This window comes from Pseudomonas putida, assembly GCF_028682175.1.
Lineage (GTDB): Bacteria > Pseudomonadota > Gammaproteobacteria > Pseudomonadales > Pseudomonadaceae > Aquipseudomonas > Aquipseudomonas putida_AD.
In genome coordinates this window covers 1-21,442 of the sequence record NZ_JANHKS010000070.1, presented here as the reverse complement: position 1 = coordinate 21,442, position 21,442 = coordinate 1, and the positions used below count along the sequence as shown (strand labels likewise).

At 63.6% G+C, this 21,442-nt stretch carries 16 protein-coding genes; 7 read left to right on the top strand and 9 right to left on the bottom strand.

The annotated features are described in order from the left end of the window. Positions 1-74 precede the first annotated feature (74 nt). The 5 genes from NPS29_RS26980 to ptsP form a co-directional block, all read right to left on the bottom strand. A complete protein-coding gene (locus NPS29_RS26980; RefSeq protein WP_274136476.1) occupies positions 75-1,016 on the bottom strand; it encodes an AEC family transporter in 942 nt (313 codons plus the stop codon). A gap of 238 nt (positions 1,017-1,254) precedes the next feature. Then, the gene (locus tag NPS29_RS26975; protein WP_274136475.1) at positions 1,255-2,817 is read right to left on the bottom strand and encodes an alkaline phosphatase D family protein; all 1,563 of its coding nucleotides are present in this window, start codon (positions 2,815-2,817) and stop codon (positions 1,255-1,257) included. A gap of 200 nt (positions 2,818-3,017) precedes the next feature. Continuing rightward, the gene (locus NPS29_RS26970; protein WP_274136474.1) at positions 3,018-4,754 is read right to left on the bottom strand and encodes a PTS fructose-like transporter subunit IIB; all 1,737 of its coding nucleotides are present in this window, start codon (positions 4,752-4,754) and stop codon (positions 3,018-3,020) included. Positions 4,755-4,897: 143 nt separating this feature from the next. Continuing rightward, positions 4,898-5,830 carry a 1-phosphofructokinase gene (gene pfkB / locus NPS29_RS26965; RefSeq protein WP_274136472.1) on the bottom strand — a complete coding sequence of 311 codons (933 nt, stop codon included), beginning with the start codon at positions 5,828-5,830 and terminating at the stop codon, positions 4,898-4,900. Continuing rightward, positions 5,830-8,685: a phosphoenolpyruvate--protein phosphotransferase gene (ptsP, locus tag NPS29_RS26960; RefSeq protein ID WP_274136471.1), complete on the bottom strand. Its 2,856-nt coding sequence runs from the start codon at positions 8,683-8,685 to the stop codon at positions 5,830-5,832. Before ptsP ends, pfkB begins: the two co-directional genes overlap by 1 nt. A 324-nt stretch (positions 8,686-9,009) precedes the next feature. Here ptsP and cra point away from each other — a divergent pair, with 324 nt between their 5' ends. The 5 genes from cra (at position 9,010) to NPS29_RS26935 (ending at position 13,366) form a co-directional block, all read left to right on the top strand. Further along, on the top strand, positions 9,010-10,005 hold the full coding sequence (gene cra, locus NPS29_RS26955; RefSeq protein WP_274136469.1) for a catabolite repressor/activator: 996 nt from the start codon (positions 9,010-9,012) through the stop codon (positions 10,003-10,005). Then, positions 10,002-10,787, top strand: a complete 786-nt coding sequence (locus tag NPS29_RS26950) for a TatD family hydrolase (protein ID WP_274136477.1) — start codon at positions 10,002-10,004, stop codon at positions 10,785-10,787. Before cra ends, NPS29_RS26950 begins: the two co-directional genes overlap by 4 nt. A gap of 94 nt (positions 10,788-10,881) precedes the next feature. After that, positions 10,882-11,292, top strand: coding sequence for a low affinity iron permease family protein (locus NPS29_RS26945; protein ID WP_274136467.1), 411 nt, complete (start codon positions 10,882-10,884; stop codon positions 11,290-11,292). 198 nt (positions 11,293-11,490) lie between these two features. After that, positions 11,491-12,612: a DUF3182 family protein gene (locus NPS29_RS26940; protein ID WP_274136465.1), complete on the top strand. Its 1,122-nt coding sequence runs from the start codon at positions 11,491-11,493 to the stop codon at positions 12,610-12,612. After that, positions 12,596-13,366, top strand: a complete 771-nt coding sequence (locus NPS29_RS26935) for an alpha/beta hydrolase family protein (RefSeq protein ID WP_274136464.1) — start codon at positions 12,596-12,598, stop codon at positions 13,364-13,366. The genes NPS29_RS26940 and NPS29_RS26935 overlap by 17 nt, the downstream gene beginning before the upstream one ends. Here NPS29_RS26935 and NPS29_RS26930 read toward each other — a convergent pair. Together NPS29_RS26930 and NPS29_RS26925 are read right to left on the bottom strand one after the other, a co-directional pair. Continuing rightward, positions 13,345-14,898, bottom strand: coding sequence for a sensor histidine kinase (locus NPS29_RS26930; protein ID WP_274136463.1), 1,554 nt, complete (start codon positions 14,896-14,898; stop codon positions 13,345-13,347). The two genes, NPS29_RS26935 and NPS29_RS26930, sit on opposite strands and share 22 nt — an antisense overlap. 172 nt (positions 14,899-15,070) lie before the next feature. Further along, complete coding sequence (locus NPS29_RS26925; RefSeq protein WP_274136462.1) at positions 15,071-16,273, bottom strand: NAD(P)/FAD-dependent oxidoreductase; 1,203 nt, start codon at positions 16,271-16,273, stop codon at positions 15,071-15,073. A gap of 356 nt (positions 16,274-16,629) precedes the next feature. On the opposite strand from NPS29_RS26925, the gene NPS29_RS26920 reads away from it, so the two are divergent. Then, positions 16,630-17,541 (top strand): MBL fold metallo-hydrolase, encoded by a 912-nt coding sequence (locus tag NPS29_RS26920; protein ID WP_274136461.1) that lies wholly within the window; start codon positions 16,630-16,632, stop codon positions 17,539-17,541. A gap of 44 nt (positions 17,542-17,585) precedes the next feature. Here the strand turns inward: NPS29_RS26920 and NPS29_RS26915 are convergent, their stop codons facing one another. Together NPS29_RS26915 and NPS29_RS26910 are read right to left on the bottom strand one after the other, a co-directional pair. After that, positions 17,586-18,587 (bottom strand): GlxA family transcriptional regulator, encoded by a 1,002-nt coding sequence (locus tag NPS29_RS26915; RefSeq protein WP_274136460.1) that lies wholly within the window; start codon positions 18,585-18,587, stop codon positions 17,586-17,588. Positions 18,588-18,828: 241 nt separating this feature from the next. Beyond that, positions 18,829-20,049 carry a zinc-dependent alcohol dehydrogenase gene (locus NPS29_RS26910; protein WP_274136459.1) on the bottom strand — a complete coding sequence of 407 codons (1,221 nt, stop codon included), beginning with the start codon at positions 20,047-20,049 and terminating at the stop codon, positions 18,829-18,831. 298 nt (positions 20,050-20,347) lie between these two features. On the opposite strand from NPS29_RS26910, the gene NPS29_RS26905 reads away from it, so the two are divergent. Continuing rightward, a complete protein-coding gene (locus NPS29_RS26905; RefSeq protein ID WP_274136458.1) occupies positions 20,348-21,352 on the top strand; it encodes a ketopantoate reductase family protein in 1,005 nt (334 codons plus the stop codon). Positions 21,353-21,442: the final 90 nt, after the last annotated feature.

Here is a 21,442-nt window from a genome sequence, read left to right as displayed (position 1 = left end):
GCTTGCCGGCGGGGGCGGCCTCAAGATCGCTCCCGCCGGCAAGCCGTGCTGCTACGCAAATCCGGCGTTCAGCCTCAGATCCACCCGCCCCACTGCAAAATGAATATCCCGATATTCGTCGTCACGGCCGCCGCCAGGGTGGTCATGACGATGATCGATGCCGCCAGTTCATGATTGCCTTCCGCCGCCCGCGCCATCACGAAACTGGCCGAGGCGGTGGGTGCACCGAAGTACAGGAACAGGATGCCCAGCTCCGCGTGGCGGAAACCCAGCAGCCAGGCGCCGAAAGTGCAGATCAGCGGCAGCCAGACCATCTTCATCATGCTCGCGCCAATGGCCAGCGAGCCGCTTTCACGCAGAGACCTGAGCGACAGCGTGCCGCCGATGCACATCAACGCCAGCGGCAGGGTCATCTGCGCCAGGTAGCTGCCGGAGGTATCGAGCCATTTCGGCAGGCCGATCTGAAAATAGGCAAAGGGCGTGGCCGCGACGATGCTGATGATCAGCGGGTTGGCGACCACGCTTTTGCAGATGCTCCACGGGTCGGATTTGATCACCGGGCTGTACACCGCCAGCACCACCGTGGAGAGGGTGTTGTAAAACAGGATGACCAGCGCCGCGAGAATCGCCCCCAGGGAGATGCCGTAGTCGCCGTACATGCTGGCGGCCAGCGCCAGGCCGATCACCCCGTTATTGCCGCGAAACGCGCCTTGCACATAGATGCCGCGCTCGACGAAGGGCACCCGGTAGATCGCCCAGCCCCACACCAGCGCAAAGCCTGCCAGGGTTGCGACGATGAAATAGACCAGCACACCCGGTTGCAGCGCGGCGTGCAGGTCGGCGTGGATGATGCCCAGGAACAGAAGTGCCGGCATGGTGCAGTTGAACACCAGCGATGAGGCGGTGTGAATGAAGCCGTCGTCGATCCAGCCGACGCGCTTGAGTACCACGCCCAGAAACAGCATGGCGAACACCGGCGCGGTGATGCTCAGGGTTTCCCAGAAAATTGCCAGCATGCACGCTAAACCCTGTCCCGTCGTTAGGTGGCTAATGATAGGCCAGCGGCGAGGCAAGTGTTACCGGCAATTGCAGAGTTATCGTACAACTGCCAATTTCTACCCGGCTTTGCGAAAAACTCATATGCGCCACGGACCTGTAGGAGTGAGCTTGCTCGCGATAGCAGTCTGTCTGTGCCGTGTGTATAGGCTGACACTCAGCCATCGCGAGCAAGCTCACTCCTACAGGAAAGGGTGGCTAGACGAGATCCGAGGGCTGCAATTTCTTCTCGAACACCGCAACCCCATCCAGATCCCGCAGGGTCACGGTCATCTCGCCGCTCTGCCCTTCGATGTTCACCTCGCCAAAAAACTGGAACCCGGCAAACGGCGAGGTGTTTTGGGCGGGCGGAGCCTTCTGGAACACCAGCTCCGGGCCAAAGGTCTTGTCCAGTGTATTGGGCCCGAAACTGCCTGCGTTCAGCGGGCCGGCGACGAACTCCCAGAACGGGTCGAAATCCTGAAACACCGCTTGGTCCGGGTGATAGTGATGGGCTGCGCAGTAGTGCACATCGGCCGTGAGCCACACGGTGTCGCGGATCTTCTGTTGACGCAGGAAGCCCAGCAGCTCGGCCACTTCAAGTTCCCGGCCCTTGGGTGCGCCATTGTCGGTGTTGGCGACGGCCTCCCAGCGCATCACACCGGGGCTGATTTCACCGTCCGGCACGCCCAGGCCGATGGGCATGTCGGCGGCGATGACTTTCCACTGCGCCTGTGAGCCCTTGAGCTCGCGCTTGAGCCAGTCGAGCTGTTCGCGCCCCAGAAACGCCGTGGTCGGCCCCGGCTTGTCGGCCAGGTTCGCATCGTTGCCATCGCGGTAGCTGCGCATGTCGAGGACGAACACATCGAGCATCGGCCCATAGCTGAGCTTGCGATAGACGCGCCCGCCATTGTCGGCGCTTTGCAGGCGCATGGGCGCGTATTCCAGAAATGCCTGGCGCCCCCGGGCCGTGAGCACATTGATGTCCTTGACCTTGTAGCGATCATCCAGCTGTTTGCTCGGCGACCAGTTGTTGGTGATTTCGTGGTCGTCCCATTGCCAGATCTGCGGCACTTCGGCGTTGAAGCGGCGCAGGTTTTCGTCCATCAGGTTGTAGCGGTAGGCACCGCGGTACTCATCCAGGGTTTCGGCGACCTTGCTCTTCTCCTCGGTGGTGATGTTGCGCCAGATGCGGCCGCCCTCGGTCACCACCTCGGCAGGGACCGGGCCGTCGGCGTAGATGGTGTCGCCGCTGTGGATGAAAAAGTCCGGCAGACGCAGACGCATGGCCTCGTAGATGCGCATGCCGCCGATGTCCGGGTTGATGCCGAAGCCCTGGCCGACGGTGTCGCCGCTCCAGACGAAACGAATGTCGCGACGGGTCTGCGGCACGCTGCGCAGATGGCCGAACCAGGGTTCGCTGGCGACGCCGGTATGGGCGTCTTCGAAGAACACGCGGTAGAAAATCGCCTGATCAGTGGGAAGGCCGGTCAGCTCGACACGAGCGGTGAAATCGGTGCGCTGGTCGGCCAGCAGCGAGACGGCGCGGCGCGGGTTGCTGAACATGCTGCGGGTGTCCCACTCGACCACCATGCGCGAGGGCCGGTCACTGCGGCTCCAGACCATGGCGCGATCACCCAGCAGATCGCCGGACTGCACGCCGTCGATCATTTTCGGCCGGTCCTTGACCGAGGCGATGACCGCTGGCGCCAAGCCCGGCAACAGCAATCCGGCGCCAGCGGCTTGAATGATTCGGCGGCGTGTCAGGTCGAACCGGGTCATTGCTGTTCCTCTCTCATGAATGGCAAAAAGAGGACCCTAGCAATGCAATGTTGGGGAAGTGTGACAAGCACCAGAGATGTACACAGCACCTGTAGGAGTGAGCTTGCTCGCGATTGCTGAGTGTCAGTCACCACCTGTGGCACAGACAGAAAGCTATCGCGAGCAAGCTCACTCCTACAGGATATTCGGCGCCTGTTGCATCAAGCGCCAGCGGGCACCGCATCCAGCTCGACAACCTCAGGCCGTTTCAACACGGCATACAACACGCCCGTCACCACGCTGCCCGCCACGATCGCCAGCAGGTACAGCAATGCGTGGTTGATCGCATTGGGGATCAGCAGCACGAACAGCCCGCCATGGGGCGCCATCAGCTTGCAGCCGAAGAACATCGACAGCGCCCCCGTCAGCGCGCCGCCGACGATGCTCGCAGGGATCACCCGCAGCGGGTCCTTGGCGGCGAACGGAATCGCCCCTTCGGAGATGAAGCACAACCCCAGCACGAACGCCGCCTTGCCCGCTTCACGCTCGCTCTGGGCGAACTTGCGGCGGGCGATCAGCGCGGCGATGCCCATGCCGATCGGCGGCACCATGCCCGCGGCCATCGCAGCGGCCATCGGTGCGTAACTCTGGGACGCCAGCAGCCCCACCGAGAACGCATAGGACGCCTTGTTGATCGGCCCGCCCAGGTCCACGCACATCATCGCGCCCAGCAACACTCCCAGCAGGATCGCGTTGGTGGTGCCCATGCTGTCGAGGAACAGGGTCAGCCCTTCGAGCATGCCGGCCACCGGCTTGCCGACCACGTAGATCATCACCAGGCCGGTGAACAGGCTCGCCAGCAACGGGATAATCAGGATCGGCTTGAGCGCTTCGACGCTGGCCGGCAGCTTCGCGTAGCGGTTGATCGCCGCCGCGCTGTACCCGGCCAGAAAACCTGCCACGATCCCGCCGATGAACCCGGCGCCCAGGGTGCTCGCCAGCAGGCCGCCGATCATGCCGGGGGCAAGGCCGGGCCGGTCGGCGATGGAATAGGCGATGTACCCCGCCAGCAGCGGCACCATCAGCTTGAAGGCCGCATCGCCGCCGATCTGCATCAAGGCGGCGGCCAGCGTGCCCTGCTCCTTGTAGGCGGTGATACCGAACACGAACGACAGCGCGATCAACAGGCCGCCAGCCACCACCATTGGCAGCATGAACGACACGCCAGTCAGCAGGTGCTTGTAGACCCCGGTTTTTTCTTTCTTGCCTGGCGCCTTGGCGACAGAAGCCGACGACTCGACCTCCCCTTCTGCCAGGGCTTTTTTCAGGGTCGCTTCCGACTGCTTGAGGGCGATGCCGGTGCCGCAGCGATAGATTCGCTTGCCGGCAAAACGCTCGGTCGCGACTTCGATATCGGCGGCCAGCAAAACCACGTCGGCCTCGGCGATTGCCTGGGGGCTGAGCGGGTTGCGCGCGCCGACGGAACCCTGGGTTTCAACCTGCAACTCAAACCCGAGCTTCTTCGCCGCCTGGGCAATCGCCTCGGCGGCCATGAAGGTATGCGCCACACCAGTCGGGCAGGCGGTCACCGCCACCAGACGCGGCACCTTGCCCACCGCTGCTTGCGCCTCGACAGGGGCGCTGGCGGTATGGACGCTAGCCTGCTCGCTGGCCGAACGCAGGAAAGCGTCGACGTCCTGCAGCGCCTGGGCCGGTGTCGATTGAAACAGCCGCTTGCCGACAAAACGCGCCAGGTCCAGCGGCCCGGTATTGACCACCAAAACCCAATCGGCGGCCTGGATATCAGCGGCAGACATCTGCTTCTCGGGATGCCGCGGGTCATGCACTTCCACGCAGGTGCTGAAACCCTGTCGCTGGGCCGCCGCATCGAGCAGGCGGGCGCTGAGGACGCTGCTGATCTTGCCGTTCGGACAGGCCGTAACGATGGCTAACTTCATCACACTTCCTCTCTTATAGATTTAAACGCTACACGTAGCAGCACGGCTTGCCGACGGGGCGGTGTATCAGACGACCATGCATTGGCTGATACACCGCCCCCGCCGGCAAGCCGTGCTGCTACGGTTCGGGGTCGTCGCAATGCTTAGAGCACGCGCAGGCTGACGCCGCTTTCCAGCCGCTTGAGTTGGGCCTTGTCGTTGATGCCAAAACCGATCTGGGTCACGGCCATCGCTGCAATGGCCGTGGCGGTGCGCAGGGTTTGCTCGGGCGTGTGGCCGCTGATCAACCCGTGAACCATACCCGCCAGCAACGAATCACCGGCACCCACCGTACTGGCCACGCTGACCTTGGGCGGCAGCGCCTGCAGGCACGCCTGCGAACTGAACCAGTGCACGCCCTCGGCGCCCTGGGAAATCACCACGTGCTCGATGCCGCGCTGACGCAGGTCCTCGGCGACCTGGGCCTGGGCGGCAATGGAAATGATCGGGGCGTCCAGCGCGTCGGCCAGTTCTTCGGTATTGGGCTTGATCAGCCAGGGCGACGCTTCGAGCCCTGCGCGCAAGGCCTGGCCGCTGGTGTCCAGCGCCACTTTCAGGCCCTTGGCGGTGAGCATCTGCAACAGCGCCTTGAGCCACTGCGCATCGACACCGCGCGGCAGGCTGCCGGCCACGACGACGGCGTCGAAATCCCCGGCGATCTGCTCGACCCGTGCCGCCAGCGCCTGTTGCGCCTCGAAGCTGACGTCCGGGCCCGGGCCGTTCAAATCGGTGATCCGGCCGTTGGTTTCCGCCAGCTTGATGTTGCTGCGGGTTTCCCCCGCCACGCGCACGAACTCGTCGACGAAACCACGCCGGGCAAACAGCGCCTCGAAGGGTTGCTGATTGTCGATGCCGAGAAACCCGGCCACGGTCACCTGGTGCCCGAGGTCGGCCAGCACCTGGGCGACATTGAGCCCCTTGCCGGCGGCATGGGTGAGCATGCCTTCGCTGCGGTTGACCTGCCCGGCCTCCAGGTGGCCCAGTTGCACGGTCAGGTCCAGCGCCGGGTTCATGGTCAGTGTCAGAATCTTAGCCATTACAGCCCCTCCACGAGGGCACGTACTTGTGGGGCGCTGCCGACCGCCAGCGCGTTCTGCGCAAGCGTGCGGGCCCCGCTGATAGTCAAATCGCGCACGCAGGCCTTGACCTCGCCAATGCTGCGCGCCGCGACACTCAATTCATCCACGCCCAGGCCCACCAGCACTGGCACGGCCTGCGGATCGGCAGCCAGCTCGCCACACACGCCGACCCACTTGCCGTGGGCATGGGCGGCGCGCACGGTGATGTCGATCAACTGCAACACCGCCGGGTGCAGGCCATCGGCCTGGGCCGAGAGCGTCGGGTGGCCACGGTCGATGGCCAGGGTGTACTGGGTCAGGTCGTTGGTGCCGACGCTGAAGAAGTCCACTTCTTTGGCCAGCACCGGCGCCAGCAGCGCGGCCGACGGCACCTCGATCATGATCCCCAGTTGCAGGTCCGCCACCGGGATTTCAGAGCGCAGGCGCTCGGTCATGTCCCGCGCCTGGCGCCATTCCTCGACGGTGCCGACCATGGGGAACATGATCCGCAACGGGCGGCTGTCGGCGGCACGCAGCAAGGCGCGCAACTGGCTTTCCATCACGTCAGGGCGTTGCAGGGTCAGGCGAATGCCACGCACGCCGAGAAAGGGGTTTTCTTCCTTGTCGATGGGCCAGTAAGGCAAGGGTTTGTCACCGCCGACGTCCAGGGTACGCACCACCAGCGGGCGGCCTTGAAGCTCGTCCAGCACGCGACGGTACTCGGCTTCCTGAGTCGCCTCATCCGGCGCGGAACTGTGTGCCATGAACAGCAATTCGGTGCGCAGCAGGCCCACGCCTTCGGCGCCCTGCTCTACCGCTTTCGCAGTGCCGGTGCTGTCGCCGATGTTGGCGCAGACCTCGACCTGATGGCCGTCGCGGGTGATCGCCGGCTCCATGCGCAGCGCCGCAGCCGCCTTCAAACGTGTCTCGCGGGTGTCGCGGTCGAGCAGCGCCCGTTGCAGGGTGGCCTCGTCAGGCGCGACGTCGAGCCGGCCACGCTGGCCATCGATCAACAGCAGCGTGCCGGACTTGATCTGCAGCACCGCATCGCCCGCCCCGACCAGCGCCGGAATGCCCAGCGCCCGCGCAACGATGGCGCTGTGGGCGGTGGCGCCGCCCCGTGCGGTGAGAATGCCGGCGACCCGGGCCGGGTCCAGCCGCGCGACATCTGACGGCCCTACTTCGTCCATCACCAGAATGTACGGCTCCTGGGGTTCGACCAGGTCGTCGACGCCGCAAATCTGCGCCAGCACGCGACGGCCCACATCACGCAAATCGGCAGCGCGTTCAGCGAGCAGCGCATCCTTGAGTTGTTCTTGCTGCACAGCAGCAGCCTCGACCACAGTGATCCAGGCCGCAGCCGCACTCTCGCCCTGCTTGAGACGCAGGACCACTTCATCGACCAGCTCGGGATCGTCGAGCATTTCCTGGTGGGTGATGAAAATCTCGCGGATGGCCTTGGCGGTGCTGCGCTGGATCAGCTCGCCGATGTCTTCGCGCACCTGCGCCAGCGCCGCCAGCAGTCGCTCGTGCTCGACGCTCTGGGACTGGCCCCTGAGCGGGTAATCAATGACAGGCAATACATGCACGTGGGCAGGCCCGACGGCGATGCCGGGCGCGGCAGGCACCGCCTGGATCTGCGAACCGGCAGCCGGAGCGCTCTTTTCCACGACAACAGCGGCAGGCGCGGGTGCAGCCTCGGCAGGCAGCGGCTCGATGTCCTCGCCCAGGCCGTCCAGCACCGCCGCCACCAGGGCAGGCAGCGCATCGGCGGCAATCCCGGGCTCGGCCATGAATTCTAGGGTCTGGCCGCGACGTACGCCCAGGCTCAGCAGCTTGCTCAGGCTTTTGACCGACACCGGGTTTTCTGTGGACTCGACCACCCGCACCCGCACATCGCCCTCGAAGCCCTTGGCCAGTTGCGCCAGTTCCTTTGCCGGGCGGGCGTGCAGGCCGTGGGCGTTGGCCAGCTTGACCTGCGCGCTCGGCCAGTCGGGGGGCACATCGCCGCCCAGAGCCTGCAACACCGCTCGGCTGCTGGTGGCCTGGCCCAACTCGCTGCCGCGACCTTCGATCAGCAGCGCACACAGGCGTTCGAGCAATGCCTGATGGGATTCGCCAAGGCTGGCCAGACAGAACAAACCATTGAGCGGCTGGCCCAGATGGCGCATGGGTTTGTCCGGGGTGACGAAGGCCAAGCCCGGCTTGTTGACGGTCTGCTCGCTGTGCAGCCACCACAGGCCATCGCCCAGCGGCAGCGGTTCGGCCTGCTGCAGGATGGCGGCGAAACCGTTGCTCACGCACTCGGCCTTGCGCAGCAGCCGGGCACCGCGCCAGACCAGCTCCTCAAAGTCATCGACCGAGGCGCCCAGGCAGATCATCTGCGCATCCAGCGCCAGCTCTTGAGGTGCGCCCTGCAGCAGTTTGAGCAGCGCCTCGGGTGTCTTGGCCTGACGCAGGGCTTCGCCAAGGTCGGTCTCGCCCAGCGCACGGGTGAGCAGTTGCAACAGGCGCAGGTGCTCATCGGATTTGGCGGCGATGCCGATGGCCAGATAGACCATCTGTCCGTCGCCCCAGTCCACGCCTTCGGGGAATTGCATCAGGCGCACGCCGGTGGCGAACACCTGGTCGCGGGTCTGCGGGGTGCCGTGGGGGATGGCGATGCCCTGGCCGAGAAAGGTCGAGCCTTGCTGCTCCCGCGCCTGCAAGCCTTGCAGGTAACCGGGTGCGACCAGTTGGTCAGCGACTAGCAGGTCAGCGAGCAATTGCAGCGCGGCGGGTTTATCCACAGCCGTCTGGGTCATGGAAATTTGCTCAACGGTGAGTTCGAGCATGCCTTTCTCCTTCGCAGCGCACGGTTGCGCCCTGATTCTTGTTTTGGGGCCGGTGGTGGCCCGATGATTTCGCTGTACAACGTCTTGGCATGTGACCAGCGATTTAGCTCGATTACAGCCAGAAATACGCTTGCTGAATCGTTTAATCTAACTTGGCGGGCACGTTACTCGATAATCTCTGCGGATTGAAGCTCATCTCATCGATTGATGTGGGAAGAGTCCTTAAAAAAACCGGAAGCTTCCTGCATTGCCATGGTCTGCTGTAATGATGACCGCGAATCAGCGAAAATCCCGGCGCATGCCATCACACAAGGAAAGCCCGGCTTGAAACTCAGTGATATTGCGCGTCTGGCGGGTGTCTCCGTGACCACCGCCAGCTACGTGATCAACGGCAAGGCCGAACAGCAGCGCATCAGCAATGCCACGGTCGAGCGCGTGCGCGCGGTGGTCGAGGCCCACGGTTTTCGGCCCAACCCGCAAGCGGCCGGCCTGCGCAGCCGCCACACCCGCACCCTGGGTTTTATCCTCCCGGACCTGGAAAACCCCAGCTATGCCCGCATCGCCAAACAGCTGGAGCAAGGCGCCCGCGCCCGAGGTTACCAGCTGCTGATCGCCAGCTCCGACGACGATCCCATCAGCGAGTTGCAGTTGTTGCAACTGTTCCGCGCCCGCCGCTGCGATGCGTTGTTCGTCGCCAGTTGTCTACCCGCCAGTGACGACAGCTACCGCGAGCTGCAAAAACACGGCATCCCAGTCATTGCCATCGACCGCGAGATGGACCCGGCGCACTTCTGTTCGGTGGTCAGCGACGACCACGACGCCAGCCAGCAACTGACCCGCAGCCTGCTGGAAACCCGCCCTCGGCATGTCGCGCTGATCGGCGCCCGTCCCGAGCTTAGCGTCAGTAAAGCCCGCGCCAGTGGCTTCGAAGATGCGCTGGAAGGCTTCGAGGGCTCGGTCATCATCGAGCACGGCGAGTCCTTCAGCCGCGAGACCGGCCTTGCCATCGCCGGGCAGATGCTCGACCGGCTGGGGTATTTTCCCGATGCGCTGGTCACCACGTCCTACGTGCTGCTGCAGGGTGTGTTCGACCTCTTGCACGAGCGTCGTCTGAATCCGGAGCAACTGCATTTGGGTACCTTCGGTGACACCCAGTTGCTGGACTTCCTGCCGTTGCCCGTCAACGCCATGGCCCAACAGCATCACCTGATCGCCGAAAAAGCCCTGGCCCTGGCCCTCGACGCCGTGGAGAAGGACGAGTACCAACCGGGCGTGCACGCCATCGTCCGTACCTTCAAGCAGCGGATTCACGAGGCCTGAGCGTGCAACTGATCGACACCCACACGCATCTGGATTTCGACGATTTCGATGCAGACCGCCAGAACGTGCTCCAGCACTGCAAGCAGTTGGGTGTCGAGCGCATGGTGGTGTTGGGGGTCTATCAGCGCAATCTGCAACGGGTCTGGGACCTGGCCCTGAGCGAGCCCTCGGTTTACGCGGCGCTGGGCTTGCATCCGGCCTATCTGGACGAACACCGCCCCGAGCATCTGCAGGAACTGCGCGGCTGGCTGGAGCGCCTGGCGGGGCATCCCAAGCTCTGCGCCGTGGGCGAGATCGGCCTGGATTACTACATCGAAACCCTGGACCGGGATCGACAGCAAACGGTGCTCGACAGCCAGCTGCAAATGGCCGCCGATTTCAACCTGCCGGCGCTGCTCCATGTGCGCCGCAGCCACGCCGACACCATCGCCACGCTCAAGCGTTTCAAACTCAAGCGCGCAGGCATCGTCCATGCTTTTGCGGGCAGCCGTGAAGAGGCCAGGGAATACCTCAAGCTAGGTTTCAAGCTCGGCCTTGGCGGCGCCGCCACCTGGCCCCAGGCACTGCGCATGCACCGGGTGCTCAAGGAGTTGCCACTGGAGGGCGTGGTGCTGGAAACCGACTCCCCGGACATGGCGCCTGCCATGCACCCCGGCCAGCGCAACAGCCCGGAGCATCTGCCGGATATCTGCCAGGCATTGGCCGAGATCATGAACGTCCCCCCCGAGCGCCTCGCCCAGGCCAGCACCGCGAATGCCTGCGAGTTGTTCGGCTGGTCCTGAATTAAATTGCACTTCGCTAAATTGTAAAAAGAAATTTCAAACCGCCGCTGCGGTCCCTTGCTTATCTCCTCTGAATTCGCGAAGGACGCCGGTCATGAAATTCTCCAAGTTCGCCCAGGCCTTGTCGAAATGGACGGGCAGCCCCCGGACATTCCTGGTGGCAGTGCTGCTGATCTGCATCTGGGCCGCCACCGGCCCGATGTTCCACTACAACGACACCTGGCAACTGATCATCAACACCTCGACCACCATCATCACCTTCCTGATGGTGTTCCTGATCCAGAACACCCAGAACCGCGACACCGATGAGCTGCACATCAAGATCGACGAGTTGCTGCGCGTGACCAAGGACGCGCAGAACGCCGTACTCAGTCTGGACAACCTCGACCAGAACGAACTCAGGGCGCTGCGCAAGAAGTACAAGGCCATGGGCGACCGTGAGGATTCCGATCACACCAAACCCTTCCCGGCGTGCGACGCGGATCAATCGGCTGCGGACCATTAATCAGCGCCCAAGGAACTCAACGGCGCGCCGGCCTTCTTAACCTTGAGTCCGGCGCCAATGGATGCCGGCTCTTGTAGGAGCGCGCTTGCCCGCGACTGGGTTGTGCCATTCAACCCATCTGTTAATGACACACCGCCATCGCGGGCAAGCGCGCTCCTACAGGGCTATGTTTGCAAGATGCCATCCAGGAGCTCACCCATGAGCGGATCACGCAGCACTGCAAAGTCTGAAGTCGTTCTGCTGGCTACCCACAAGAAACTGGCGACCCACGAAACCGTGGTGCAGCAGGCATTGGCCAGGCGCATTGCCAAGCTGCTGGGGGCCGAATTCGTCGGTGCCTACGATCCCGCCCTTCATCAGGGACATGCGCTGTACTACATCCCGTCCGACACGCTGATCGGCAAACACTCTGGCGATGCGCTGAATATTCGTACCGTCGATGACTTCTTCGGCGGCTTGATCGATTTTCCCTTCATGGCTACCAAGGCCATCTCCCACCCGCTGCTCAAGGACGCCACCGCACGGCCCGATGGCTGGTCCGAACGCTTCTTCGAGGATGCCGCAGACGCAGTGCTCACAGGCTTCAGCGTCTTCAACGAAGCCGACGCCCAGCGCGCTGGCCGCCAGTTGCTCAAGGCAGGCCCGGTGCGGGTCAAGCCGGTGCTGGCCACCGCCGGGCGCGGGCAAGTGGTGGTCACCTCCGAGGCCGAACTGCAACAGGCCATCGACGCCCAGGACATGAGCGAAGTCGAAGAATGGGGGCTGGTGCTGGAGGAGGATCTCAAGGACGTCATCACCTACAGCGTCGGCCAGGTGCAGGTCGCGGGTATGACCGTCAGCTACCACGGTACCCAGAGCCTGACCGAAGACAACAACGGCGAGCAGGTCTACGGCGGCTCGCAGTTGTGGCTGGTGCGCGGCGGCTACGACGAATTGCTCAAGCTCGACTTGGATGACGACGTGCGCCGATCGGTCACCCAGGCCATGACTTACGAAAACGCCGCACTCGATTGCTTCCCTGACTTCCTCGCCTCGCGCCGCAACTACGACATCGCCCACGGCACCAACGCCCGAGGCCAGGTGTGTTCCGGGGTGCTTGAGCAATCCTGGCGAATCGGCGGTGCCAGCCCGGCTGAAGTCGAGGCGCTGGTGGCGTTCGCCGCCGATCCGCAGTTGCAACGCATCAGGGCCTCAAGCCATGAAATCTACGGGCCGACCACCCTGCCCGCCCACGCCCATGTTCTCTACGAAGGCGACGACCCCGACGTCGGCCTTATCAGTAAATTCACACAGGTCCAGCCTTATGACCGTTCGCAGTGAAACCATCGACATCAGCGTCAGCGATCAATACATCAGCGGCACCATCCTCACCCCCGGCGCGAAGATGCCGGGCATCCTCTTCGTCCATGGTTGGGGAGGCAGCCAGCAACGCGACCTGTCGCGGGCCAAGAACATCACCGGTCTTGGCTGCGTGTGCCTGACCTTCGATCTGCGTGGCCACGAGCGCACCCATGAGATGCGCACGCTGGTGTCACGCGAGCACAGCATGGAAGACCTGCTGGCCGCGTATGACCGGCTGGCCAGCCATCCGGCTGTGGATAACAACGCCATTGCGGTGATCGGCAGCAGCTACGGTGGCTATCTGGCGACCATCCTCAGCGCCATGCGCCCGGTGCGCTGGCTGGCCCTGCGGGTGCCTGCGCTGTACTGGGACGCCGACTGGGACATGCCCAAGCAGGCGCTGGACCGGGACAAGCTGGCGCACTATCGCCGCTCTGCCGTGACCGCCGCCGACAACCGTGCGCTGGCCGCCTGCAAGGACTTCAAGGGCGATGTGCTGCTGGTGGAATCCGAGCAGGACGACTACGTGCCCCACGCCACCCTGATGAGCTATCGCACCGCCTTCGACCTGGCGCACTCGCTGACCTACCGCCTGCTGGACGGCGCCGACCACGGCCTGAGCAGCGACACCAGCCAGCACGCCTACACCACCTTGCTGACTGACTGGATCAGCGAAATGGTCATCGGCTCGCGGCTGGTGGACTACCCCCATCACTCGGCGGAGTATTCCTGAACCGGCGGTTCTTCGAGCAGCGGCAGCGCAAAAAAGAAAGAGGCGCCGTGCCCGGTGTTCTGCGCCCAGATCCGGCCTTCGTGAAACTCGATGATGGACCGGCAGATCGACAGGCCCATGCCCAGGCCACTGGCCTTGGTGGTAAAGAACGGAAGGAACAGCGACGGCAAGACCTCAGGATCGATGCCCGGCCCGTGGTCGGCGATTTCCAGGATGATCTCGCCGCCCGCCAGCCAACTCTTGATGTGCAACTGGCGCTGGTGCCGATCAAGCCCGTTCATGGCCTGGCAGGCATTGATCAGCAGGTTGATGATGACCTGCTGCAACTGGATGCTGTCGGCCATTACCGCAGGGTTGCCGGGGCACAGGCTCAGGGTCGGGACGATGTGATGGTGGCTGATCTCGTACTGCACCACCCCGAGGGTGTCCCTGACGATGTCGTTCAGGTGTTCGACGCGGCGCACGGGGTCGCTCTTGCGTGACAGATCGCGAACCCGGCTCAACACCTCGCTGGCCCGCCAGGCGCTTTCCTTGATTCGTTGCAGGGCCGCGAGCGCTTCGGGAATGTCCGGCTCGGGGCGGTCCAGCCAGCGCCGGCAGCCGTCTGCGCCACTGTTGATGACCGTCAGCGGCTGCTTGACCTCGTGGGCAATGGAGGCCGTCAGCTCGCCCAGGGTGGTCACTCGGCAGATGTGGGTCAGTTGCGACTGGGTGCGATAGAGCACCTCTTCGGCCAGCACCCGCTCGGTGATATCCGACAGCGCGCCCTGATATTCGAAGCGGTCGTCCTGGGCGAAGATCGGAATGGCGATCAGGTGAATGTGCTTGATGCGCCCGTCCGGCATGACCAGGCGATGACGCGCCTCGATCTGCGGCTCATGGCGAGCGGCGCGCTCGAAAACATCCAAAACCAGCGCATGTTCTTCGGCCGGTGTGCGGGCCAGGATCATCGCGCGGGTTACCGGCATGTCCAGCGGGTATTCGAAGATCCGTGCGGTTTCCGGCGACCAGCTCATGTGCTCGGAATCGGCACTCAACCCCAGGCTGCCGGTCTGGCTCAGGCGCTGGGCGCCGGTCAGGTAGATCTCGTTCTGGCGCAGGGTGTCGGCTGCCTGCTTGCCGCGCATGGCCAGGAAGGCAATCGCCGACAACGCCGTCAGGCAGCGCACGAAGCTGGTGACCGAGTCCCAGTCCTGGTAACCCTCGTCGATGAAAAACATCGCCACCACCATCCCCATGCACAGCAGCGAGACGCCGATCACCACACGAATGGAAAAGACATTGGCCGCCATCAGCAACAACGTGAGGTAAATCACCGTGGCCGCGATGTCGCGATGATGGGCTGCGGTGTTGATGATCACGATGCCGACCGCCACCACCAACCCGATGCCCCAGACCAGCCACTGTTCGTAGCGCCGCTTGCTGAGGTCGATCAACGGCTGACGCGAGGAGGTGCCGCCACTGGACGCCGACGGACTGAAACAGGCGGCCGAATCGAATTCATTCTTGCTGGTGGACCCCGGGATGCTCATGCGCCTGCGCCATCCTTTATCAAACTGGGTAATAGAGGACGTGAGTCTATACGCCGACGGGCTTCAAACGATAAGCCAACTAACCCTGAATCTGCGCCACTTGAGGGCGTGCATGGGTCGAAAAAAAGCCTGCTCCGGCGGGCCGGAACAGGCACAGGATGACTCGCGGTCGTCAGGCGACGGGGATCGACGGATCGGCTGCGGCCAGCGCCACTGCACGATCAGCAATCGGCGGGTAAATCCACACCGAGTTGATGTTGTGCTTGAGCTCCTTGGCCTCCTCGCGAATCAGTTTGACCTGGCGGTCCCAGCCCTCGGTGTACACCGCGCCCCACTCGCCCAGGTCCAGGCAGGTCACGTATTTGGGCTGGCTGTAAGGCCGTGGCGCGATGCCCAGCAGGTCTGCAACCACGTTGTTGCCGGCGTGGCGGCCCAGAGGGATCGCGTGCTGGCAGGACATGGCGGCAAAGTTGCCCAGATCGTCGCACGCAGCGTAAGCCACATCGCCTGCCGCATAGACAGCGTCCTGGCCGACCACCTTGAGGTTTTCATCGACGAACAGACGGCCCTGACGATCCGTCTCACCCGGAATCTGCCGGGTCAGCGGACTGGCCAGGAAGCCTACGGTCCAGACCACGGTCCTGGATTCGATGTGCTCGCCATCGGCCAGTGTCACGCCGTTGGCATCGACCTTGGCGACGGTCGCGCCCAGGCGCCATTCGATGTCCATGTGCTTGCTGGCTTCTGCGATGGAGGGGCTGATGCCCTCACCGAACGCCGCGCCGATCGTCACACCGCGATCCACCACGATCACCCGGACCCGGGCGTCGGCGCCCAGCGCTTCACGCAAGCGTGCAGGCATCTCGGTCGCGGTTTCGATCCCGGTGAAACCGCCGCCGCACACCACCACCGTGTTACGGGCGGCGGAGTCAGGCAGGCTGGCGAGGCTCTTGACGTGTTGCTCGAGGCGAGCCGCTGCCTCAATGGTATCGACGTCGAAGGCAAACTCCCGGACGCCTTCCAGTTCCGGACGGTTCAGGTGGCTGCCGGTGGCCAGGACGAGTCGGTCATAGGTCAGCGAAGTGTGCGCCCCTTGCGCCGTGACGTAATGCACGCGCTTGCCTTGCACGTCGATTTTCTCGGCGGCGCCCTGTACGAAGTCGATGTCGGTGGCGGCGAACAACTCCAGCAGGGAAGCTTTCATTTCATGCACGTTCGATTCGTAGAAACGCGGACGAATGCGCAGTTCGGGCTGGGGCGCCAGCACGGTGATCTTGATGTCGGTGCGCTGTTGCAGATCCAGTTGGCGGGCAGCCCCCAGGGCGCTCCAGACACCCGCAAAACCCGCGCCGAGGACCAGAATATGTTGGCTCATGTTGTTCTCCAGTGGGCAGTGATATCTCGCATCGGCGAGGAGTCGTTACACACTGTAATCCCGAGCCCATACCCTGTCGTCGCTGCAAAAGTTGGCAAAAATAACGTTAAAGCTGTAACCACTCATACTTGGGTATATATCCATCCAGACAGCTTTTTCTCTGGCACGTTTCTATTCGCACGGGCTGTTTGCCTTGGGGTTTCGGGCATTTGCTTATTAGGTTTTGTTCTTGCACACCTAGGTATGAATCGCATGTCCGTCAGGGGTGATAGTTATTGAAAGTGGCGGCTCGCAGACTGTTTGCACTCTCCTGATCGAGAGCCCGTATCACCTCCTCTAACAACAGGAACGCCGCCATGAATCAGCCCCTCGAACTCGCCCCGCAAGGATTCATCGAAGAACTGGTGCCTTCACGCTACGCACTGAAAGTCGGTGACATCGACGTGCTGGTGGTCAGCGACGGCGTACTGCCGCTGCCCACCGAAACCATGTCCACCAACGCCAGCCCGGAGGCACGCGCCGTCTGGTTCAAGGACATGTTCCTGGGGCCGGACATGTTCGACTGGGCGCTGAACGTGCTGGTGGTGCGCTCGGGCGAGCAGACCATTCTGGTCGATGCCGGGCTGGGCGGGCAGTTTCCGGGCTTCCCTCGGGCCGGGCAGTTTCCCAAGCGCCTGACAGCCGCCGGGATCGACCTGGCGTCAGTGACCGACATCGTGATCACGCACATGCACATGGACCACATCGGCGGGCTGTTAGTGGAGGACGTGAAGAACCGCCTGAGCCCCGATGTGCGGATTCACGTGACGGCCACCGAGGTGAAGTTCTGGGAGGATCCGGACTTCACCATGACCGCCATGCCGTCGCCAGTGCCGGACGTACTGCGCGCCACGGCCAACCAGTTCATCGCCGCTTATCGCAGCAACGTGCGCACCTTCCACGACGAATATGAAGTGGCCCCTGGCGTGGTCGCCAAACTCACCGGCGGCCATACCCCAGGGCACTGCGTGGTCTACGTGACATCCGGCAACGAAAAGCTGACCTTCGCAGGCGATGCGCTGTTTCCGGTGGCGTTCGACCACCCCGACTGGCAAAACGGCTTCGAGCACGATCCGCTAGAAGCGGAGAATGTGCGCGTGCGCCTGCTCAGGGAAGCGGCGGCCAGCGGCGAGCTGTTCATCGCCACCCACCTGCCCTTCCCGTCAGTGGGCCGGGTTGCGGTGGATGGCGACAACTTCCGCTGGGTCGCCGGGTTCTGGGATTTCTGACCCGCTTACGCTGCCCGCTTTCCCTCGGGACGGCGGGTAGACGCTCAGCGAGCGAAGCGGCTGCGGTAGTCCCTAGGGGATGTCGCCAGGTTGCGATGAAAGGTGACGCGCATGCGTTCCTCGTCGCCGAAGCCGCATTCCTGAGCGACCTGATCGATGTGCCGGTCGGAATCTTCAAGCATCCGCCGCGCCGCTTCCAGACGGAAGAACTCTAGCGCCTTGGCCGGGCTGCGACCGGTCTTGAGCTTGTACACGCGGCTGAAATTGCGCACGCTCATGTTGGCGTGACGGGCCAGTTGCTCGACGTCGAGTTCGGCACGGTGCAGGTTGCGGGTCAGCCAGAGGTGGAAGTCGGAGAAGACGTCGCCATCCTGCATCTGCGCCTGAAGCATGGTGCTGAACTGCGACTGCCCGCCGGGGCGTTTCATGAACACCACCAGTTCCCGCGCGACCTCCATGGCCACATCCCGCCCGCAATCGGCCTCCACCAGCGCCAGTGCCAGGTCGATCCCGGCCGTGACACCGGCCGACGTCCAGACCGTGCCCTGCTGAATGAAAATCGCGTCCTGATCGACATCGACCGTGGGAAAGCGCGTCTTGAGCATGTCGCACATGGCCCAGTGGGTTGCCACCCGTTTCGCGTCGAGCAGACCGGCCTGGGCCAGCAGAAAGGCGCCGCTGCACACGGATGCCGTGCGCCTGGCGTGAGGCGCGATGGTGCGCAGCCACTCGATGGTGTCGGGGTTGTTGTCCAGCGCCTGGAGGATGTCTGGTGCGCCGGGGACGATGACGGTGTCGATGACGCTGCCTGCGAGGGAGGACAGGGGATCGGAGTTGACCTCCACGCCTTCGGCAGTGAGGGTCAGACCGCCGGTGATGCTGGCGGTGGGCCGCAGGTAACCGGCCAGTCCGCGTTTGTTCATGGCCTTGGTGGCGGCCCAGAACACCGTCTGCGCGCCGGTCAGGTCCAGCAGCCCCATCTGCGGATAAGCCAGGAACAGCACCGTGCGGGGCTGATTGAACGACGCAAGCGCAGAAGTGGCCATGGCCGCAGTCCTCGAAAAGAACGATTATGCCACCTGTGGGGAGCGGCTCTACTGCGGTTCATCGCCTCTGGGGCGATGTCGTCCTTGAAATCGCTCCCGCCGGCAAGCCGTGCTGCTACGGGGGCGGTGTCGGCCGCGATACCGGGAACACCTCCAAGTCCGTAGCAGCACGGCTTGCCGGCGGGGACGTCTTCAGGATCGCTGACGCCGGCAAGCCGGACTGCTACGGGGGGCGGTAGCGTCAGGTGCCGGATAAATCCATGTCACTGGCCGACGCATCGATCCGGCTGTCGAAGCCTGGGGTGAGGATGATCTTGCGGCAGTCCTGCTCGCGCTTGTCGAAGATCGCGTAGCCCTCGGCGGCCTCTTCCAGCGACAGGCGGTGGGTGATGATCGCCTCGGGTGACAGCGCGCCCTCCTCGATCAGCCGCAGCAATTGCGGCAGGTAACGGTGCACGTGGGTCTGGCCCATCTTGAAGGTCAGGCCCTTGTCGAATGCATCGCCAAACATGAGGCCGTGAATGAACCCCGAATACACCCCCGGCACACTGACCGTGCCACCGCGCCGCACTGCAGCGATGCACTGGCGCAGTGCCTTGCCGCTGCTGCCTTCAAGCTTGAGGGTGGCGAGGATGGTTTCAGTGGTGCTGCCCTTGGCTTCGAAGCCCACCGCGTCGATCACCGCGTCAACGCCACGCATGCCGGCGGTCTGGCGAATGATGGTGTCGGCGGGGTCGTCGTCCTCGTCGAAATTGATCGGAATCGCGCCGTAGGTGAACTGGGCGTAGGCCAGGCGATAGGCGTGATGATCGACGATGAAGATCTTCTCGGCGCCCAGCATCTTCGCGCAGGCCGCGCTGAGCAGGCCGACCGGCCCTGCGCCGTAGATCGCCAGGCTCGATCCCGGCCCCACACCGGCATTGAGCACCGCCTGCCAGGCGGTGGGCAGGATGTCGGACAGAAACAGCACTTTCTCGTCGGCCAACGTTCCGGGCACCTTGAACGGCCCGACGTTGCCCTTGGGCACCCGCACATACTCGGCCTGCCCGCCTGGCACACCGCCGTACAGATGGCTGTAGCCAAACAAGGCGGCACCGGGCGCGATGGACTTCTTGTTGAGAATCGCCCCACGCCCGGTGTTGGTGGTTTCACAGGCAGCGAATGCCTCCATCTGACAGAAGAAGCAGCTCCCGCAGGCGATCACGAACGGAATCACCACCCGGTCTCCGGGCTGTACGGCGGTGACCTCCGGGCCGACTTCCTCGACGATGCCCATGAATTCGTGGCCGAAGATATCGCCCTGCTCGGTGGCCGGAATCTTGCCGCGATACAGGTGCAGGTCCGAGCCGCAGATGGCGGTGGCCGTCACCTTCAGCAGGACGTCGTCAGGGGCCTGGATCATCGGGTCGGCGACCGTTTCCACACGAACGTCGTGGGCACCGTGATAGGTCAGTGCACGCATGAACTTCTCCTTGTAGGGCAGGCCTGATCGCTTGGGGTGGACATGCAATAAGGATAGGTGCGTTGCTAACGAAGTTCAGGGCGATGGCGCGCAACTGACCAGTGGAAGCACGAGCACCACCGACACCTGTAGGAGTGAGCTTGCTCGCGATGGCGGCAGATCTGGCACCTCTGCAGTGACTGACACAACGCTATCGCGAGCAAGCTCACTCCTACAGATGATTTCGCTCGGCAACACCGTCGTTTCAGGCAATATTGCAGAAACAACCTGAAACGTATCTGGCAGTCCCGGAGTCATCATGAGTGCTTCCCCCTTGCGTATCTGTATTGCCGGCGCGGGTGCCATCGGCTGCACGCTGGCGGCGCGTATTGCGCTGAGCGGGCATGCCGTCAATGTTTTCGCCCGCGGTCGCACCCTCGCCGCCCTGCAACGCAACGGCATTCACCTGCAGGACCTGCAAGGCCGCCACCACGTCCAGGTCAATGCCAGCGACAGCGCCGAAGCCCTCGGCGAGCAGGACATCGTGTTCCTCTGCACCAAGGCACCATCGCTGAGCGGCCTGCTGCCGAACATCGCTGCGCTGATCGGCCCCGAGACGCTGGTGGTGCCTGTGATCAACGGCGTGCCGTGGTGGTATTTCCATGGCGAAGGTGGCCCGTTCGAGGGCAATCGGGTGGAAACGGTCGATCCGGACAGCCGCATCACCGACACCCTCGACCTGCACAAGGTCATCGGTTGCGTGGTGTTCATCACCGCTCAAAGCTCGGCGCCTGCGGTGGTCAAGACCCACAACCCGTATCGCATCATCTTCGGCGAGTTGAACAACGAGTTGACGCCGCGTCTGCAAAGCCTGGTCAAGCTGATCGAAAGCGCCGGCATCGAAGCCCAGGGCACCGACCGCATTCGCGATCAACTGTGGACCAAGATCATCGCCAACCTCACCTCCAATCCTGTGTCGGTGGTGACCGGCGCGACGCTGGAGCAGATCTACGGGCTGCCGGACATGCGCGAACTGGCGCTGGCGACCTTCAACGAGGCGATGCAAGTGGCCGCAGCCTACGACGCGAAACTGAGCATGGAGCCGACGACCTTCATGCAATTCGGCGCGAGCATGGGCCCGGTGCGCACGTCGATGCTGCAGGATTTCGACAAGGGTTTGCCGCTGGAACTGGCGGCGATTGGCGATGCGGTGCTGGAATTGGCGGCGAAGGTGAACATCCCGATGCCGATCACCCGAGTGGTGCTGACGCTGGCAAGGTTTTGCGGGGAGCACGCGCACCACAAGGAGCATGGGCGGCATTGAAGCAGCAGACGCGGAGCGTCTTGGGGGCATCCCCACGCAGAGCGTGGGAACGATCACGCAAACGACGCGAACCGTAGCAGCACGGCTTGC

Coding starts and splice junctions, on each gene's coding strand:
- NPS29_RS26980 (WP_274136476.1), bottom strand. CDS start 1,016: ATGCTGGCAATTTTCTGGGAAACCCTGAGCATCACCGCGCCGGTGTTC.
- NPS29_RS26975 (WP_274136475.1), bottom strand. CDS start 2,817: ATGACCCGGTTCGACCTGACACGCCGCCGAATCATTCAAGCCGCTGGC.
- NPS29_RS26970 (WP_274136474.1), bottom strand. CDS start 4,754: ATGAAGTTAGCCATCGTTACGGCCTGTCCGAACGGCAAGATCAGCAGC.
- pfkB (WP_274136472.1), bottom strand. CDS start 5,830: ATGGCTAAGATTCTGACACTGACCATGAACCCGGCGCTGGACCTGACC.
- ptsP (WP_274136471.1), bottom strand. CDS start 8,685: ATGCTCGAACTCACCGTTGAGCAAATTTCCATGACCCAGACGGCTGTG.
- NPS29_RS26945 (WP_274136467.1), top strand. CDS start 10,882: ATGAAATTCTCCAAGTTCGCCCAGGCCTTGTCGAAATGGACGGGCAGC.
- NPS29_RS26940 (WP_274136465.1), top strand. CDS start 11,491: ATGAGCGGATCACGCAGCACTGCAAAGTCTGAAGTCGTTCTGCTGGCT.
- NPS29_RS26935 (WP_274136464.1), top strand. CDS start 12,596: ATGACCGTTCGCAGTGAAACCATCGACATCAGCGTCAGCGATCAATAC.
- NPS29_RS26930 (WP_274136463.1), bottom strand. CDS start 14,898: ATGAGCATCCCGGGGTCCACCAGCAAGAATGAATTCGATTCGGCCGCC.
- NPS29_RS26925 (WP_274136462.1), bottom strand. CDS start 16,273: ATGAGCCAACATATTCTGGTCCTCGGCGCGGGTTTTGCGGGTGTCTGG.
- NPS29_RS26920 (WP_274136461.1), top strand. CDS start 16,630: ATGAATCAGCCCCTCGAACTCGCCCCGCAAGGATTCATCGAAGAACTG.
- NPS29_RS26915 (WP_274136460.1), bottom strand. CDS start 18,587: ATGGCCACTTCTGCGCTTGCGTCGTTCAATCAGCCCCGCACGGTGCTG.
- NPS29_RS26910 (WP_274136459.1), bottom strand. CDS start 20,049: ATGCGTGCACTGACCTATCACGGTGCCCACGACGTTCGTGTGGAAACG.
- NPS29_RS26905 (WP_274136458.1), top strand. CDS start 20,348: ATGAGTGCTTCCCCCTTGCGTATCTGTATTGCCGGCGCGGGTGCCATC.